The 14,001-nt window shown below is 68.0% G+C and carries 14 protein-coding genes; 10 read left to right on the top strand and 4 right to left on the bottom strand.

Annotated elements, in window-relative coordinates; genetic code table 11:
* Position 1: 1 nt before the first annotated feature.
* From ACFY0P_RS37895 to ACFY0P_RS37885, 3 genes are all read left to right on the top strand, one after another.
* Positions 2–295, top strand: coding sequence for a hypothetical protein (locus tag ACFY0P_RS37895; protein ID WP_388923991.1), 294 nt, complete (start codon positions 2–4; stop codon positions 293–295).
* 284 nt (positions 296–579) lie between these two features.
* The gene (locus tag ACFY0P_RS37890) at positions 580–1,302 is read left to right on the top strand and encodes an RHS repeat-associated core domain-containing protein (protein WP_388923988.1); all 723 of its coding nucleotides are present in this window, start codon (positions 580–582) and stop codon (positions 1,300–1,302) included.
* Positions 1,299–2,408, top strand: coding sequence for a hypothetical protein (locus ACFY0P_RS37885; protein WP_388923985.1), 1,110 nt, complete (start codon positions 1,299–1,301; stop codon positions 2,406–2,408). The genes ACFY0P_RS37890 and ACFY0P_RS37885 overlap by 4 nt, the downstream gene beginning before the upstream one ends.
* 792 nt (positions 2,409–3,200) lie before the next feature.
* Here the strand turns inward: ACFY0P_RS37885 and ACFY0P_RS37880 are convergent.
* Positions 3,201–4,121, bottom strand: a complete 921-nt coding sequence (locus ACFY0P_RS37880) for a hypothetical protein (RefSeq protein ID WP_388923982.1) — start codon at positions 4,119–4,121, stop codon at positions 3,201–3,203.
* Positions 4,122–4,726: 605 nt separating this feature from the next.
* Positions 4,727–5,125, bottom strand: a complete 399-nt coding sequence (locus ACFY0P_RS37875) for a hypothetical protein (protein ID WP_388923980.1) — start codon at positions 5,123–5,125, stop codon at positions 4,727–4,729.
* A 171-nt stretch (positions 5,126–5,296) separates the two neighbouring features.
* On the opposite strand from ACFY0P_RS37875, the gene ACFY0P_RS37870 reads away from it, so the two are divergent.
* Positions 5,297–5,971, top strand: a complete 675-nt coding sequence (locus ACFY0P_RS37870) for a response regulator (RefSeq protein ID WP_388923977.1) — start codon at positions 5,297–5,299, stop codon at positions 5,969–5,971.
* A complete protein-coding gene (locus tag ACFY0P_RS37865) occupies positions 5,968–7,869 on the top strand; it encodes a sensor histidine kinase (protein WP_388923974.1) in 1,902 nt (633 codons plus the stop codon). The genes ACFY0P_RS37870 and ACFY0P_RS37865 overlap by 4 nt, the downstream gene beginning before the upstream one ends.
* A gap of 35 nt (positions 7,870–7,904) precedes the next feature.
* Here ACFY0P_RS37865 and ACFY0P_RS37860 read toward each other — a convergent pair.
* Positions 7,905–8,721, bottom strand: a protein-coding gene (locus tag ACFY0P_RS37860) for an IS5 family transposase (RefSeq protein ID WP_388923971.1) whose coding sequence is annotated in 2 segments (ribosomal slippage) — positions 7,905–8,378 and positions 8,380–8,721 — 816 coding nt in all. Because the reading frame shifts where the segments join, the coding sequence is not laid out codon by codon here.
* 83 nt (positions 8,722–8,804) lie between these two features.
* On the opposite strand from ACFY0P_RS37860, the gene ACFY0P_RS37855 reads away from it, so the two are divergent.
* Both ACFY0P_RS37855 and ACFY0P_RS37850 read left to right on the top strand, forming a co-directional pair.
* Positions 8,805–9,239: a DUF6228 family protein gene (locus ACFY0P_RS37855; protein WP_388923968.1), complete on the top strand. Its 435-nt coding sequence runs from the start codon at positions 8,805–8,807 to the stop codon at positions 9,237–9,239.
* 312 nt (positions 9,240–9,551) lie between these two features.
* Positions 9,552–10,085 (top strand): NUDIX hydrolase, encoded by a 534-nt coding sequence (locus ACFY0P_RS37850; protein ID WP_388923966.1) that lies wholly within the window; start codon positions 9,552–9,554, stop codon positions 10,083–10,085.
* On the opposite strand, the gene ACFY0P_RS37845 is transcribed toward ACFY0P_RS37850, so the two are convergent.
* Entirely contained in the window at positions 10,063–11,403 is a 1,341-nt protein-coding gene (locus tag ACFY0P_RS37845; protein ID WP_388923963.1) for a hypothetical protein, read from the bottom strand. The genes ACFY0P_RS37850 and ACFY0P_RS37845 overlap by 23 nt on opposite strands.
* A gap of 113 nt (positions 11,404–11,516) precedes the next feature.
* Here ACFY0P_RS37845 and ACFY0P_RS37840 point away from each other — a divergent pair, with 113 nt between their 5' ends.
* The 3 genes from ACFY0P_RS37840 (at position 11,517) to ACFY0P_RS37830 (ending at position 13,314) form a co-directional block, all read left to right on the top strand.
* The gene (locus ACFY0P_RS37840; RefSeq protein WP_388923961.1) at positions 11,517–11,759 is read left to right on the top strand and encodes a hypothetical protein; all 243 of its coding nucleotides are present in this window, start codon (positions 11,517–11,519) and stop codon (positions 11,757–11,759) included.
* A 195-nt stretch (positions 11,760–11,954) separates the two neighbouring features.
* Entirely contained in the window at positions 11,955–12,407 is a 453-nt protein-coding gene (locus ACFY0P_RS37835; RefSeq protein ID WP_388923958.1) for a glycine-rich domain-containing protein, read from the top strand.
* A 70-nt stretch (positions 12,408–12,477) separates the two neighbouring features.
* Positions 12,478–13,314 carry a protein kinase gene (locus ACFY0P_RS37830; RefSeq protein ID WP_388923955.1) on the top strand — a complete coding sequence of 279 codons (837 nt, stop codon included), beginning with the start codon at positions 12,478–12,480 and terminating at the stop codon, positions 13,312–13,314.
* The last annotated feature ends 687 nt before the right edge of the window (positions 13,315–14,001 follow it).

The raw sequence follows: 14,001 nt of genomic DNA, 5'->3' as shown, positions 1-14,001 counted from the left end.
CATGAGGAAGAAAGAAGAAGGCGAAGAGACCGTGACGGACGTCAACAAGGCGCGCGAAGACCGCAAGAGCTGGCGGGACGTCCCACTGGGATTCCTGGCCTTCATGCTCCTGGGCTACGCAGTCCTGAATTTCGTGACCGCCCTGTTCTCCCTCGTTACTGGCTTCTCCGCTGAGAAACTGATGGACGCCCTGCTGCACCTGGGCGTGCGCGTGGCAATCTCGCTCCTCCTGCTCTGGCTCTTCGCCCGCCTGAGGTCATGGAAGATCCGGAAGTCGCCGGAGGCGCGGGGATAGCCGACCGTACGGATCCGGGCGGCGATGACGCGACGGTGAGCGTCGCGTCATCGCCGCCCTGCATGCGGCTGTGAACCGGGGGGCAGCGGCACCTCCAGACGCAACGCTGGCGTTGGCCGCCAACCGTCTCCTCTCCGGCGGCAGCAAGCTGGGCCGGCGACCCGGCGCCCACTGCGTCCCTGTAGCCCCACGACCAACGCAGTGAGGCCTCGTCCGTCCAAGTCCCGCGTTCCCTGTCCTGAGCTCGCCGGACGGTACGACCCCGGACGGGTAGGGCAGCATCTGTGCAGCCGTCGCCTGACCATGAGGGGCGCTATGGCGACGACACCGACAACCCGTCCTGGACCGTCGACTCCTCGGGGTCGGTCAGCCGGGCGGTCACCGACGTGGCCGGCGTCCTGGGCGCGACCACCTCGGCGAGCGGTTCCGTCACTCTCCAGCTGGCCGACCTGCACGGCGACATCGCAGTGACCCTGGCCACGGCCACCACAACTGCGACCGCCTACTCCTACGACGAGTACGGCAACACCACCAACACCTCGCGCTACGGCTGGCTCGGCACCGCCCAGCGGGCCAGTGACACTCCCACCGGCATCACCCTGATGGGTCAGCGTCTCTACAACCCGATGACCGGCCGCTTCCTCCAGACGGACCCCGTCCAAAACGGCAGCGCCACCGCATACGATTACTGCAACGGTGACCCGGTCAACTGCACCGACATCAACGGCCTCTGCCCCTCCGGCTGGATCTCAGGAACGGCCTGCGAGATCGCCGTGCAGGCGGTCACCTACGGCGTCGGCGTTGCCGGCGACGCCGTCTGTGCCGCAGTCAGCGGCCCCGGATACCTCATCTGCGCAGCCGCCATGGGGGGCGTCGGAGAGGTCGCAGGGTATTTCGTCGAAACGAGGTTCGACGGTGGATGGAGTTGGAAGACAGCCAGTCACAAGTTCATTCGGCGATTCGGCTCGCCTCGGTTCAGGGCGGGCATCAACTGCAGGATCCGATGACGGTGGTTCGCGGGGTTGGAAGGCACCTGATCCGCCGGCTTCGCCGCCGAAGCCGCGGCAACGACATCACACACACCCAGCTCAACGTCGTCCGCCAGCACCTCCGGGCCGCCGTCTATCTCCTGGACTGGCTCACGGACCAGGGCCTGACCATGGCCAGCTGTCGGCAGAGCGACCTCGAACGCTGGATGACCCGCGACGAGACCCAACTGCGAAAAGAGGCAGGCCACTTCGTACGCTGGACCGTTGCTCAGAGGATCGCTCGGGACCTCAGCTTCCCGGCGGTGAAGTGGAACGGTCCCTCCCAGGCGATGGACGACGACGCCCGTTGGGCCACCGCCCGCCGGTTGCTGAACGACGACACCATCCGGACCGAATACCGCCTGGCCGGCCTGCTGTTGCTCCTCTATGCCCAGTGGCCGGCGGCAATCTCCCGGCTGACCACCGCACACATCGAGAAGACGGACGAGGCCGTCCGCATCCGCCTCGGCGACGTCGCGGTCACCTTGCCCAGCCCCGTCGCCGAGCTGGCCCTGGAGCAATCCGCCGCTCGTCGCAGCCACGCGGTCCTCGCCCAGACCGACTCTCCCTGGCTCTTCCCCGGCGGCCAGCCCGGCCGACCGATCAGCGCCTGGGCAATGGGCGAACGACTCCGCAAGCTCGGCATCCGGCTCGCCGAGACCCGCTCCACCGCCCTGTTCCAGCTCGCCACCGAGCTGCCCTCCGCGATCCTCGCCCGCACCCCTGCCCCGGCCGCGAGCACGACACTGCTGGTGCTCAGCGTCGGCGGCAAGGGGATCGTGATGCGCCCGGGGCACCTGCGGGAGGCGACGCGGAAGGCCGCCCAGCGGGCGACGCGCACGTTCCGCAGCCGTCTGTCCGCCGGGGAGAAGACCTGCCGCAAGCGGATGGCCACCCTCGCCGTGGTCCACGACGCGGACCCGGCCGTGCGCCGGCCGCACGACATCATCGCACCGCCCGGCGCATCCGCCGCCAGTGCCGCGACCGGCACGACGACGAGCAGAACACGGCCGTCGTCTTCGCCGACGGCATCCGCGGACCACCGCACCTCCGGCACAACCGCGGCCCAGTGGCATCGTCCGTGATCACGACCAGCCGCAGCCGGGGAACCCCGTCCCTGCCCATACGGTCACCGTACGACCGGCAACCATCCGCCTCAACGAGACTGCTCCGCTACCGCCGGTCGTCTCCCGGTCCGCCGCCGTCGACCTCGCGCAACAAGGCTTGGAGCTTCCCACGGACCGCGCTCCGGACCTCTGCGGCGTCGGCTCCTGTTGCCGATATCGATGCGCCATTCGGAAGCGTGATCGTAATGGAGTCCGGGGTGTAGGAAACTGACTCGCTCAGCCGGAGCGGGCCAAAGCTGAATTCGGTCGTCCGGGTGGTCGCCGTGTACCCCGCTGGTACTCCTGTCTGTGAGATCCCTGGGCCGACGAACCAGTCGAGAAGGCCGCGGACCACGGCTTGGAGCACGCCCTCCTGCTGGACACGCGGGGCAACCGGAAGTGGCGTGGGGCGAACGGAAAGGGGTCGCGGTTCGCCGGCATCAGCGGGCATGCTGCCGAGCCGCAGCGGCTGGAGGCCAGTGATGCGGTATGCAGGCATGTTCTGCGGGGCTCCGTCCCTGCCGACCCTGGTCAGGTCCGGCAGGGACGCGATGGTCGGAGTCAGCCGCCGTGCGGGTAGAGCGCGCAGTCCGACACGGGGAAGGGGGTTGAGCCTTGGAGCACACTCGGCGCACTGGCAAGGTGAAGGATGCATCTGACTTCCCTTCGGATGACCGGCTGTGACACGGCCCGATACCGGGAGAAACGCACAGTTGTCAGCTTTAGTTCCCTCTTGAACCGCTCCGGGTCTGCTGGAGGCTCCGGAACGTTTCAGGGACGCTTGGCCCAGTAGATGGTGTAGTCGTCACCAATGCCCCGCCAGGCCATGAACAATTGACCGTTCCAGACCGCGATGGATGGTCCGACTGCGGTGCCTCGTCCCGGGATGGGGGTTTGGTCGGTTGGCGGGGTGCCGTTCTTCATCGACGTGACCCAGATGTTGTTGTCGCTGCCGCTGCCCCTCCAGGCAAGGACGATATCGCCGTTGTAGTCGGCTGCAGTGGGGCCGAAGGTGGTGCCTACGAAGTCGATGCGTGTCTGGGGCTGCCAGGGCAGCGCTTGGCCTCCGGGCTGGGACCAGGAGTAGTAGATGGTGTGGTCGCCATCGATGCCCTTCCAGAACATGTAGAGGCGGTCGCCCACGGCGAGCAAGGATGGGCTGGAGCTGGTGCCGACACCGGGGATCGGACGGGGATCCATCACCCAGTCTTCATTCGGGGCTCGCGATGCTTGCCAGATCCTCTGGTCGCCCGGCACTCCCTTCCAGACCGCGTAAACGCGCCCGTTCGCGTAAGCGGCTGAGGGACCGTGGCTGCTACCGGCGCCCGGGATGGTGTTCTGGAACCACTGCTCTTCGGGGTGGCCGAAGGCCCACCAAATCTGGTGATCACCGGGTTCGATGCCACGCCAGACGAGAAGCGGTACGTTCTCGTTGCCGCTGCGGACCTGGCAACCAGAGGGACGGCAATTGGAGCCGACTCCGTTGATGACTCGCTGCGGTGACCAATGGCCGGTTCCGTCGTACTGCGACCAGAACAGGCGCTGATCCTCTCGCAGGCCCCGCCAGAACATGTACAGGCGGGCGTCCGAGGCAGGTGATGCGTAGGCGGACGGAATGGCTACGAGGGTGGGCAGGTCGTTGGTGGCGCCAGCGTAAGTACTCTGCGATGTCCACAGTTGGGCGTAATTCATTACGTTCCCCCCTTGAGTGATGCGTCTGGCGTACGTGCGCTGCGGCTCACACAGAGCGAGGTCAAGCCCCGTCCCGGGAGCTTCACATAGCGTGAAGACGTGTCTTCATACGTTGAATGAGCGTTTTCCAACCTGCTGTCAATGCTGGTCACACGCCTTCGCGGCGTGGTGTGCGTCGCCCTGGGCGCTTGGCTGACCTGCGCTCCTGATGGTCACCTTGGTGATGGGGCGACCGCCCTCGGAGAGCCCGACCCTCCCGTTCCGGCAGGTTGGAAAGGGCTCAATGTATGACTTTTGGAATCCGGGGTGCCACGCGTGCGGGCGAGATCGGTGGCGGCTGGCCATCGCCGGTTCATGGCGCGATTCTGCAGTTGCATGCGGTCGCATGCAGCCCCTGTCGTACAGTAACGAACTGCCAACCCTTGGAGCGGCACTCGGCAGGACCATGCTGTGCCCTGCTGCGCGGCCTGCTGTCCCTGCCATCCCGGTTACATCGTGTCTCCTCCTTATGCTGTTCCGTCCACTGAGTGATCGCGGACGTCGTGGATTTCTGCGCTTCACGACGTGAGGCTGTGACCTGCGGAAACAATTTCGGCGTCCGCCGCTTACAGCGCCGCGGGTTCTGGCGCCGGGCGGGACAGGACGAGGGCGATGACGACGACGCTGACGATCACGAAGACCGCGACCGCGAGCACCACCCAGGACGCGACGCCGCTGACGAACAACGCCGGAAGGGCCGTGACCACGTCGATGATCCGCGCACCGGCCACAACGCGGGATCCTGTCCGGCTACCCCTGCGCCACGTGATGACGACCGCGACCAAGGTGATTAACCCAAGAACGATGTCGCCGATCAGGACACCGGTCGGGGGACCCGCAGTGCCGCCATCGTCCGCCGGGATGTCAAAGACATTGCCCAGGTCCAACAGGCCGAGGACCGCGGCGAGAGCGAGGCCCACCTTGTTCTTGCGGTTGAGGGAGGGCGCGGCTGCCAGCTTGCTCATGTCCATCCGCCTGTCGTTGTGGGGCGCCAACACGGCTATCCGTGCACCGAGCATGGGGTAGGGGGCGCCTGGGAGGCGAGGGCTGTGTGTCCCGGGCGCCCGGGAGGATTTCCCGTACGTACCGGGACACATAGCTCCCCGTCTGCGACGACTGTCGGCCATCATCGGGACATGAGCCCAACCACGCGCCCAATCCGCGTACTTGTCGCCGACGACCACCCCGTCGTACGCCGCGGGATGACGGCCCTGTTGGCCTCGCTGGACGGTGTCGAGGTGGTCGGCGAGGCGGCCACTGGGCAGGAGGCGGTGCGCGAGGCGCAGTTGAACAGCCCCGACGTCGTGGTGATGGACATCCAGATGCCGGCGATGGACGGTGTGGAGGCCACGCGACGGCTAACCGCCCTGTTGCCAGACGTCGCGGTACTGGTGGTCACCATGTTCGAGGACGACGAGACAGTGGTGTCCGCGATGCGCGCCGGCGCCCGCGGCTATCTCCTCAAGGGGGCACAGCAGGAGGAGATCCTCACCACCATCCGCTCGGTCGCGGCCGGCCAGTTCGTCATAGGTCCCGGAGTCGCGGCCCGCCTGCTTGGGCACCTGGACCCGGCGCCCCTGCCCGCCGTCCCGTTCCCCGACCTCACCACGCGCGAGCGCGAGGTACTCGAACGGATCGCCCAAGGGCACAGCAACACCCAGGTCGCGGCCGATCTGGCGCTGGCCGCCAAGACTGTCCGCAACCACCTCTCGGCCATCGTCACCAAGCTGGGGGTGCGCGACAGGACCGCAGCAGTGATCCTGGCCCGGGAGCAGGGCCTCGGCGGCGGCACCCCGGGCTCGGGCCCGTGACGGCGCGGATCCGGCTCGGCGCCTGCCGGGGCCGCCCGGTTGCGCTGTGGGCCGTACTCGCCCTGCTGACCGGTACGGCGGTCGCCTCCCTGTGGTTCGCGCCTCCGCCGACGTCGGACCAGTGGGTGACCTGGGCTGTGATGGCCGGCGGCGGCCTGGCGGTGTCCTGTGGCATGGTCACCCCGCGCCGTCCGGCCGCGCCGGTGTCCCGGCTGCTCGCCGTGTCCGCGGTCATGCTGCTGAGCGCTCCTCTGCTGCTTGGCGCCGGGGTCCGGGACATCGCCCTGGGGCTGGCCGTGCTCGCCTCCACAGCCGTCGTGCCACTGGCCGCGCTCCGGGTCGTCGAGGCGCGTCCGGTCACCCGGATGCTGCGCTGGGCGGACGGGTGCCTCCTCGTCACCGGGGCCGGGTGCGCTGTAGCGGCGGCGCAAGGCGCCCAGGCTCCGTTGGTGGCGGCGGGCCTGGCCTCGGGTGTCGCGATGTGCGCGGGCACTTGGGTGCTCTTCGAGGTCACCTTGGGGGACGACCGGCGCCGGGTGCTGTGGCTGGTGCTGGGGGCGGCCGCGGCAACCCTCGGCGGCATGGTGTACTTCGCGGCGCAGAACTCCCTGCCCATGAGCTCCGTCGACAACGTGGTCGGCGAGGGACTCCTCTCACTGTTCTTCCCGGTGGCGATCACCGTCGCGATCGTCGCCCCGCGGCGGGTCGATGTGCGGGTGGTGATCCGCGGCGCGACCGTGCTCATCGTCATGCTCGCGCTCAGCGCCGCTGTCTACGAAGGCTTCGCGGCGCTGTGGGAAATGGTGGTGGGCTCGCGGCCGGGCAAGGGGGTGCCGGCGTTGCTCGCGGCCGTGATCGCTTCCGGCTACAGGCCCGTACAGCAGTGGGTGGAGGCGAGCATGGACGAGATGCTGTTCGGCAGATCCGCCGACCCGGTCGAGACCCTGACCCGGCTCGGCACGGACCTCACCGCCGGTGCCCCACCGCCTGACTGGCTGCACACCCTCCGCTCGACCCTCGGCGTGCCCGGGATCGCGCTGCGCCAGGACGGCGTCACCATCGCCACGGCGGGAACCAAGGACGGCGCCTACACCACGGTCACCGCCCTGCAGGCAGGCCGAGAGCACGTGGGCGACTTGGTGGTCTGTCTCCCGCCCGGGCATCTGCGGCTCCCGCGGGCGGCGGCCGCGGTGGTCGAGCTGGTGGCGGTGCCGCTGGCCCAGGCGCTGCACGCGGCCCGGCTGAGCGAGCAACTACGCGCCTCGCGGGGCCGGGTGGTGACCGCGCTGGAGGAGGAGCGCCGCCGCATGCGCCGGGACCTGCACGACGGGCTCGGCCCGACCCTGACCGGCATCGCCTACAACGTGGACGCGGCCGTCAACCTCATCGGCACCGACCCGGACGCCGCGGCGCGGACACTGCGAGGGCTGCGCGCCGACGTCGGCGACGCGATCACCGAGATCCGCCGTATCGTCTACGGCCTCAGGCCCCGAGCCCTCGACGAGTTCGGCCTCGTCGACGCCGTCCGCCAACGTGTCACCCAACTGCGTCTCGCCGACGGCCGACCGCTGGACATCACCCTCCACGCGCCGGACCGGTTGCCCCAGCTCCCCGCGGCCGTGGAGGTCGCCGCCTACCGGGTCGCGGTGGAGGCAGTGACCAACATCGCCCGGCACTCCGCGGGCGCCACGGCCAGGCTCACCCTGACCCTGTCGGACGACGCCATGCTCCGCGTCACCATCGCGGACACCGGCCGCTGCACCGAGCCCTGGACGTTCGGGGTCGGGATCCAGTCCATGCACGAACGCGTCGAGCAGATCGGCGGAACCCTCACCATTCAGGCCACGCCGCAGGGAGCCACCGTCACCGCGGACCTGCCCCTTGTTCTTCCCGCCTGAACCGAGATGGGTGTAGCCCTCGCTAAGAAGGTGTCTCACGTGGCGAGTTTCGCGAGCTTCTTGTAGCAGGTCAGGGCGGCGGCCAGGCCGAGGAAAGCGAGGAAGTGGGAGCCTTTCCGCTCGTATCGGATGGTGAGCCGGCGGTAGCCGAAGAGCCAGGCGATGGACCGCTCGATCTTCCAGCGGTGCCGGCCGAGTCTCTCGCCGGACTCGATGCCTGGGCGTGCGATGCGCGGGATGAGTCCTCGTGAGCGGAGCCAGGCGAGGTGTTCGGCGGAGAAGTACGCCTTGTCGGCGCGAACCTTGACCGGTCGCCGTCGTCGTGGCCCGCGCCGGGAGCGTATGGAGGGAATGCCCAGGAGCAGCGGCTTGAACGCCTGGCTGTCGTGCACGTTCGCGCCGGAGACTGCGACGGCCAGCGGGATGCCCTGGGCTTCGGACAGCACATGCAGTTTGCTGCCCTTCTTGCCACGATCGACCGGGTTCGGTCCAGTCAGCGGGCCCCCCTTTCGCGCGGACGGACGCGGCGTCGATGATCGCTGAGGCCCAGTCCAGCTTGCCCTTGGCACCGAGTTCGTCCAGGACGGCCCGGTGCAGCCGACGCCACAGACCGGCCTTGGTCCACGCCGTGAACCGGCGATGCGCGGTGGCGGGCGAGGTGCCGAACGTCGGCGGCAGGTAGCGCCAGGCGCAACCGCTGGCCAGCACGTACACCACTGCGGTGAACACCTTTCGATCCGCCACCGGCACCGTCCCCCCACCCTGCTGTCTGGGCCGGCACGGCGGTATCAGCGGCGCGGCTATCTTCCACAGCCCATCGGGGACCAGGTCCCGCGCGAGATCCACAGCCATGGCGGACGATCATGCCCCAAGTGGCCACTGCGGTGCGGGGATAGCGGTTGGTCAGCGACTCTCACGACTTCTAACCTGCTCGAATGATCGAAGATGGCGCAGTGGTACGCGTGGGAGACCCCGGACCGCGACCGGTCCACCTGCTCTTCTCCGAGCCGACAAGACCGTTCGGGGGTGATCCCACACTCGACTTCCTTGTGAAAGCTCGCGGGCAATGGGTGAGCGTCGAGACCGTGGTGCGGACGTGGGACGGTGACGGCATCGACACATTCCTCTCGACGCTGGCCGAGGACTTCCGCGGCTGGGACGGGGCGCGCACCTGGCGCTCCCTGGAACACGACCTGACAATCTCGGCGGAACACCGCCCCGGCGGCTACGTCCACCTCACGTGGGGCATCCACGACCGGCCTCCGTCCGAGGAGTGGCACTTCGAGACCACCACCGTGCACACGGCCGCCGAGGACATGCGAAACCTCGCCGCCGAGATCCACACGTTCCTCACGAGCACGGTCGAGTAGCTGGAGCACCACGTGAGACAGCCTCTTGATGTCACACACCGGCAGCATCCCGAATGACTTGGTGCTACTGCCGTACCTCTACTGGCTACACGGCCTCGCCGACCCACAGATTCTGCGTCGCACCCTATCTCCGCGCCAGTGAGCCAGCGAGATCGTGTCAACAGTTGACGGGCGCGACAGCCCAGCCGCGCACCTTCGTTCGGAGCAGTACCGTGAGCCATCTCGTCAGACTGACGTGAAGAGACCTCAAGCGGTATCCGCTGCTCCGTCGGTCTGAGATCCTGGAGACCGATCGCGAGAGGGGCCGCAGGTATGGAGTGGAAAACCCACGGTGAGCGTCAGATCTACACCAACAAGTGGGTGAACCTGTGTCTAGTCGATGTCCAACAGCCGGACGGGCGCAGGTGGGAGTACCACGTTGTTCGCCTCCGGCACCTGGCCGTGGCTGCCGTGGTCAACGACCGCAAAGAGGTCCTGATGATGTGGCGGCATCGCTTCATCACCGAATCGTGGGCATGGGAGCTGCCCATGGGCTTGGTTGAGGAAGGCGAGACGCCAGAAGAGGCGGCAGGCCGCGAAGTCCTGGAGGAGACCGGTTGGCGCCCCGGTCCCATCAAGCCCCTGATCTACGCCGAGCCAGCCAACGGGATTACCGACTCGCAGCACCACGTCTTCCGGATCGACGGCGCGACCTACGCCGGGCCGCCGACGGAGAAGAACGAGTCTGACCGCATCGAGTGGATTCCTCTCTCGGAGGTGCGGGGCATGATCGACCGCCGGGAGGTCGTGAGCAGTGGCTCGCTGGTCGGCCTGCTGTACCTGCTCATGGACGAAGCGATCCGCTGACCGGTGGGAGGAGTTCCCGTAGTCGCGCCTCGAAGGCCAGGGCTACGGGCTCCTGCCTGTGTGGGGCCAACTGGTCGTAGAAATCCCTGAGATGACCTGACACGCGCTCGGACGCCACTGCCGACGCCGGTTCCAGCGCTTGCGTGGCGGTGTGGCAAGCCTGGTCGAGCTTGCCCTGGTCCAACTGCGTACGGGCAAGCCAGAACGAGTGAAACGCTCGGCCGCGCTGGTTGGTGCGGGCCTCTCGCCGCAACGCGTCCGCGATCAAGGGTTCGGCGGTAGCCGCTTCACCCAACCGCCCGTGAGCGATCCCCGTGTCCACGATCAACTTCGTCTCATCGAAGTACGTTACCCAGGAGGGGTCCGGATCGCTCACCCGAATCCGCTCGAAATGGCGGTGCGCCTCCCCGATCGCCTGGTGAGTGGAGTCCCGGTTGCCCAGTGTGGCGTGAGCGAAGGCTTCGCGCATCGACAGCATGGACAGGACCCGTGGGGTGGTGTCGACGGCTGAGCGGGCCTGGTCCTGGGCGGCCGTCACGAAGGCCAGCGAGTCAGCGGGCTTGTCCTGGTAGGTGCCCTGCAAGCTCATGCAGGCGAGGACGTTGGCCATGAACTGGCGGTCATCGATTTCCTTGGCCAGTTGCAGGGCCTCGGTGAAGTACGCGCGGGCCTGGTTGTACTGGCGGGAGTCGAAGTAGGTCCAGCCGGTGAGGCGTGCCAGCTCGGCGGCGATTCCGTACAGGCCGTTTTGGATAGACGGCGGTCGGTTCTCCTTCAAGAGACCGACGACATGGCGGAGCTGGCCGACGATGGCCGGCCGCAGTGCCTCGCCTCCGTGTTGGTCGTCCCGTCGCCAGTAGTCCTCGATGGAGGATCGGAAGGCTTCAAGTGTGGCCGCGTTCAGGCTCGTTCGCGTGGCCAGAGCCAGGATGCTGTCCACATCGGGGCCAGGTAGAGCCGCGGGAGTCTGCGGCTCGGGCTCCGGCTCCTGCGGTGCCTCTCGCTCGGTGACCACAAGGGCTTGAGGTGTCTCCCACACCCGGCGGGCGAGACCGAGCATGTGGCCTGGGATGCGCAGGCCGTCCGCGATGCGCTCGATGACGTCCATATGCAGCAACTGGCGCTGCCCAGCGATGACTTCGCCGACACGGCTGGGAGTCAGCTCACAGCGTCTGGCGATCATGGATGGGTAGATACCCGCCTTCGTCTTCACCAGCCGGAAGACCCTGGCGAAGTCCCGCACTCGACACGCGTCGATCATCTCGGGATCAGTGAGCAGCCTGGCTGGCAGTTCCTGCGGCCGGTCTGCGTCGGGCATCGGCAAGCTCCCACACCGCGAGGGCTACGCAACGTCGCTGGTTCTCTACTTGCCGCGATATTACCCAAGTTGGGTAATCAGCCTGACCTTTTGGCAAGGGTCCCCGGATCGCGATGCTCCTTTCCATGGCGAGCAACCAGCAGACCAGACCAGGCATCGGTGAACTGGCGAAGGACAGCGCCCGAGACCGGATCGGCGTCGTCATGGGTGCGGTCGGCGGTCGAGTGCAGATAAGGCCGATCGGCGGCGGCACGGAATGGGATGCCATCCCGGACAACGTGGTGGCGCCGAGTCCACGCGAGGAACTGAGCGCCCGCCTGTCGATCAAGAACCGCAACAGTCGGGGTGGGCTGTGATGCGCGCTGTCGGCCGGTACGCGGGAGTCCTGTTCGTGATCATGATCAGCGGCTCGTGCGGCCTGGTGATCGGCATGGCTCTCGCCATGGGCAAGTAGACGGGCCGCCCCGGACGGGTGCCAACTCCCCGGCTCCCCCTTTCCCGTTCGGGGTCGGCCATCCAACCACGCAGCGCCACACACAAGGAGTACTCGCATGACGGCAACGGTGAACGATCTGAAGACCGGTCGCGCGGTGGCTGGCGAGGAGCTGTTCGAGAGCCTCGCCCACTTCGTGGTCGTCCACAACGGGCAGTCGCCCGAGCGCGCCGAGCGGATCGCAGACCAGGCGGTCGCCTTCCTGGTCACCGCAGCCACGGCCAACGTCCCCATGGTCCCGTCCGATGAGGTGGACCTCGGCCTGCACGCGCTGATCCTGCACACGAAGGAATACGCGAGGCTGTGCGACCGGTACGCGGGCCGCTTCCTGCACCACAACCCGAAGCCGGGCGGCGGGCCCCGCGACCTGCTGATGGTCATCACTGCGGCACGCGCCATGAAGGCGGCTGGGTTCAAGGTCTTCGACGACCTGTGGACCGTGGACGGCACGAACCTCGCGCAGTGCGACTCGGACTGCGGCCGTCCGTACGGTCAGGACTATCAGGAGTAGGACGCGACAGCAGCGACGCGGCCGGCCTCGACTGGTGGTCGGCCGCGTTCGCCCGGAAGGAGAACAGACGTTGCCCGGGTCACCCCCTGAACTGCCGATCGTGGTGCTCGACGCGCTCATGCCCACGTCCCAGCGCCTGGTCCTCGACCGCCGGGGCTCCATGGTGTGGGAGGTGGAAAGCCATCGAGGCCACTACGCCGTGAAAGTCGGCTACCCGATCGAGGCCACGGCCGAATGGGCCTCCCAGCCCTGGACCGCCCTCGCCCCCGCACGCGAAGGGGCCGTGCTGCTGCGCCTCGGCCTGGTCGACCTCGCATACGGCGAATGGGAGCGCGGTACCTGGAACTTCCAGCCGTGGCACGAAGGGCCGGACCTATACCAGCTCTGGGAGCCCTGCCGTAGGCCGGACTCGTCCATCGCACCACACACCAGCGTGGCGCTGGGCTGCGTCGAGGCACTGGCCGAACTCCACGCCAAAGGCTGGGCACACGGTGACGTACAGCCCGCCCACTTCATCATCGGCCCGGAACGAACGCACCTCATCGACCTCGCCCTTGCCCAGGGCGGCAACGTGCCTGAGGGGTACGACTTCCCGTTCCGCGGCTGCCTCGTCCACTACGAGGCACCGGAGATCGCCCGCAGCGTGCTCGACACCGGAGAAGCCGAGCCGACGCAGGAAGCCGACGTGTACGCGCTCGGGGCTTCCCTGCTGATCTCCGCTACCGGTTGGCGGGCGATGGAGTACCCGGACGACGCTCCGCGCTCGGTGCAGAGAGAGGCCGTGGCGGACGGTCGTCGCCGGCCCGTGAAGGCGCCTGGTGAGCTAGGCGAGTTGATCGACGCGATGCTCAGCCACGCACCAGGGGACCGGCCCACCATCTACGAGGTGGGCAAGGCTCTGAGCTGATTCCGAAGCGCCGGTTCGTCGGCGCCGCTCGCACGGCTACGGCTGACAGCCAAAAGACCGGACCACCCCTCAGCCTGGACAGCATTCCGGGTGGTCCGGTCACGGAAGCCCTGATCAGGACCCCGGTGCCGATGGTACCGGGGTGGTTGGCGTGCTCGAACGTGGGTGCGGCTGCAACCCCGGCTTCGCGATGTCGAGTTGGAGAGGGTTCTGAGCTGAGCCAGCGAAAGTCAGCCACGACGGCGGGTACGCCGACTGAGCACCCGTCACGTGTGTTTCCAGCAACCCCGCGCCGTCCTCAGCCACCCTTCTTCCATCGTCACGGGCCGCACCTCGCTCGGACCTGGACGTTGCCGACGCGGCCCGCCCTCTGGGCTCGGACTGCGGATCTGTGGGCCATGCGGCGTCGATCGGTGGGCGGTTGGTGGCGTGGGCACTCTTGGTCGGCGGCGGCCTGGTCCTGGTGCTGGTGCTCGGAACGGTCGAGTTTCTTCCTGCTCTGGTCGTCCGCCTTGGCACGGCTGCGCGCTGAGCGGGTGGGGGCCGCCGGAGCGGTGGCGGAGACAAGGAGCGGCGGGGGCCCCTGGCCGCCCGCCCGCCCCGGGCCCCCCGGGCGCGGGCCCCCCGGGGTATAAACAGAAACAAGAAAACACCCCCGGCCCGGGGGGGGGGGAGCAAGGTGATTGT

This window comes from Streptomyces sp. NPDC001714 (assembly GCF_042892755.1).
Lineage (GTDB): Bacteria > Actinomycetota > Actinomycetes > Streptomycetales > Streptomycetaceae > Streptomyces.
This window is presented reverse-complemented; position numbering and strand designations above follow the sequence as displayed.

Excerpts from the sequence above, each read along its gene's own strand:
- ACFY0P_RS37885 (WP_388923985.1), top strand. The coding sequence starts at position 1,299 with ATGACGGTGGTTCGCGGGGTTGGAAGGCACCTGATCCGCCGGCTTCGC.
- ACFY0P_RS37855 (WP_388923968.1), top strand. The coding sequence starts at position 8,805 with ATGATCGAAGATGGCGCAGTGGTACGCGTGGGAGACCCCGGACCGCGA.
- ACFY0P_RS37835 (WP_388923958.1), top strand. The coding sequence starts at position 11,955 with ATGACGGCAACGGTGAACGATCTGAAGACCGGTCGCGCGGTGGCTGGC.
- ACFY0P_RS37880 (WP_388923982.1), bottom strand. The coding sequence starts at position 4,121 with ATGAATTACGCCCAACTGTGGACATCGCAGAGTACTTACGCTGGCGCC.
- ACFY0P_RS37845 (WP_388923963.1), bottom strand. The coding sequence starts at position 11,403 with ATGCCCGACGCAGACCGGCCGCAGGAACTGCCAGCCAGGCTGCTCACT.
- ACFY0P_RS37870 (WP_388923977.1), top strand. The coding sequence starts at position 5,297 with ATGAGCCCAACCACGCGCCCAATCCGCGTACTTGTCGCCGACGACCAC.
- ACFY0P_RS37850 (WP_388923966.1), top strand. The coding sequence starts at position 9,552 with ATGGAGTGGAAAACCCACGGTGAGCGTCAGATCTACACCAACAAGTGG.
- ACFY0P_RS37895 (WP_388923991.1), top strand. The coding sequence starts at position 2 with ATGAGGAAGAAAGAAGAAGGCGAAGAGACCGTGACGGACGTCAACAAG.
- ACFY0P_RS37840 (WP_388923961.1), top strand. The coding sequence starts at position 11,517 with ATGCTCCTTTCCATGGCGAGCAACCAGCAGACCAGACCAGGCATCGGT.
- ACFY0P_RS37875 (WP_388923980.1), bottom strand. The coding sequence starts at position 5,125 with ATGAGCAAGCTGGCAGCCGCGCCCTCCCTCAACCGCAAGAACAAGGTG.